General features: G+C 77.5%; 2 protein-coding genes. Both read right to left on the bottom strand.

The window, feature by feature from the left end; all coding sequences use genetic code 11:
- Positions 1-24: 24 nt before the first annotated feature.
- Positions 25-279: a hypothetical protein gene (locus ACWJ6R_RS36045; RefSeq protein ID WP_449066499.1), complete on the bottom strand. Its 255-nt coding sequence runs from the start codon at positions 277-279 to the stop codon at positions 25-27.
- 4 nt (positions 280-283) lie between these two features.
- Positions 284-1,592: bifunctional 3'-5' exonuclease/DNA polymerase (locus ACWJ6R_RS36040; RefSeq protein ID WP_449066498.1), on the bottom strand; the 1,309-nt coding region annotated here is incomplete at its 5' end.

The following is a 1,592-nucleotide window of genomic DNA, read 5'->3' as shown; positions in this document are numbered from 1 at the left end:
CGCGCCCCGGCCCCCGGCCCGCCGTCACTTGGCGTCGGCGTAGCAGCGCACGGCGACGGCCTCCATCGGGAAGCGCACGGGGGTCGGGCCGAACAGCAGGCGGGTCGCCTCCTCCGCGGCCCGGCCGACCGCCGCGGCCACCTCGCCGGCCAGCTCCTGCGGGCAGTGCACCATCACCTCGTCGTGCTGGAAGAACACCAGCCGGGCCGGGTCGGGCAGCAGCCCGCGCAGCACGGCCATCAGGGCGAGCGCCCACTCGGCGGCGGTCGCCTGGACCACGAAGTTACGGGTGAACCGGCCCCGGTCGCGGGCCGCCCGGCTCCCCTCCGGCCCGGAGACCAGCTCGCGCCAGCGGGCCGAGGGCGGCGGGCAGGTGCGGCCCAGCCAGGAGCGGACCAGCCTGCCCTCCTCCCCGCGCGGCGGCGTCCTCCACGAACCGGTAGGCCTTGGGGAAGCGCTGGCGCATCACGGCCAGCAGCTTGGGGGCGTCCCCGCTGGTCCCGCCGTACATCGCCGAGAGCATGGCGATCTTGGCGTGGTCGCGCTCACCGCCGAACGCCCGGGCGAGCGCCTGGTACAGGTCCGCCTCCCCCGCCGCCCTGGCCAGGCCCCGGTCCCCGGCCATCGCGGCCAGCACCCTGGGCTCCAGCTGGGCGGCGTCGGCGACGACCAGCGTCCAGCCCTCGTCGGCCACCACGACCCTGCGCATGGCCTTGTGGATCTGCAGCGCGCCGCCGCCGCTGGTCGCCCACCGGCCGGTCACCACGCCGCCCACGACGTACTCCGGGCGGAAGCGGTCGCCGCGGACCCACTGGTCGGCCCAGGCCCAGCCGTGGAAGCTGTGGAACCTGGCCAGCTCCCGGTAGGCCAGCAGGGGCGCGACGCCGGGGTGGTCGATCTTCTTGAGCTCGTGCGCCCTGGCCGAGGAGACCGGCGTGCCGGCGGCCTTGAACGCCTTGACGATCTGCTGGATGGAATCGGGGTTGAACGACGTGCCGAACACCGCCGTCACCTCGTCGGCCAGGGCCTGGAGCCGGGCCGGGCGCATGCCGTGCACCGGGCGCGGGCCGAGCATCTCGGCCAGCAGCGCGTCGTGCAGGTCCCGCCGCCAGGGCATGCCGTCGTGGGCCATCTCCGCGGCGATCAGCGCCCCCGCCGACTCGGCCGCGACCAGCAGCCGGAACCGGCGCGGATCGGCCGTCGCCCCGATCCGCCGGAGCTGGTCGGCGTGAACCTCGGCGACCGGCCCGGCGTCCGGCGGGGGCGGCTCCTCCTCGAACAGGGCGGCCTGCCGCGCCCCGGGCCCGTGCTGGCCCGCGTGGCCGTGCTCGTGATCGTCGTGATCGTCGGGCACCGGGAGGCCGTGCAGCCGGGCGTGCGCCGCCCGCGCCGACCGGGGCTCGCCGTACCGGCCCTCGTGGGCCAGGAGCAGGCCCTCGGTCAGCACGAGGTCGTGGCAGCGCGCGAGCCGCACCCCGCGCTCCAGCAGCGCCGGGTAGACCTCCCGCGTGTCGGCCCAGACCCAGCGCGGCGACCCGCCGCCGCCCCACCCCCGTGCCCGCCGCTCCCGCCCCACCCCGTCGCCCGCCGCC

Source organism: Planomonospora algeriensis (assembly GCF_977012225.1).
Note: the sequence above shows the minus strand (reverse complement) of the source record. Positions and strands in the feature narration are given on the sequence as shown.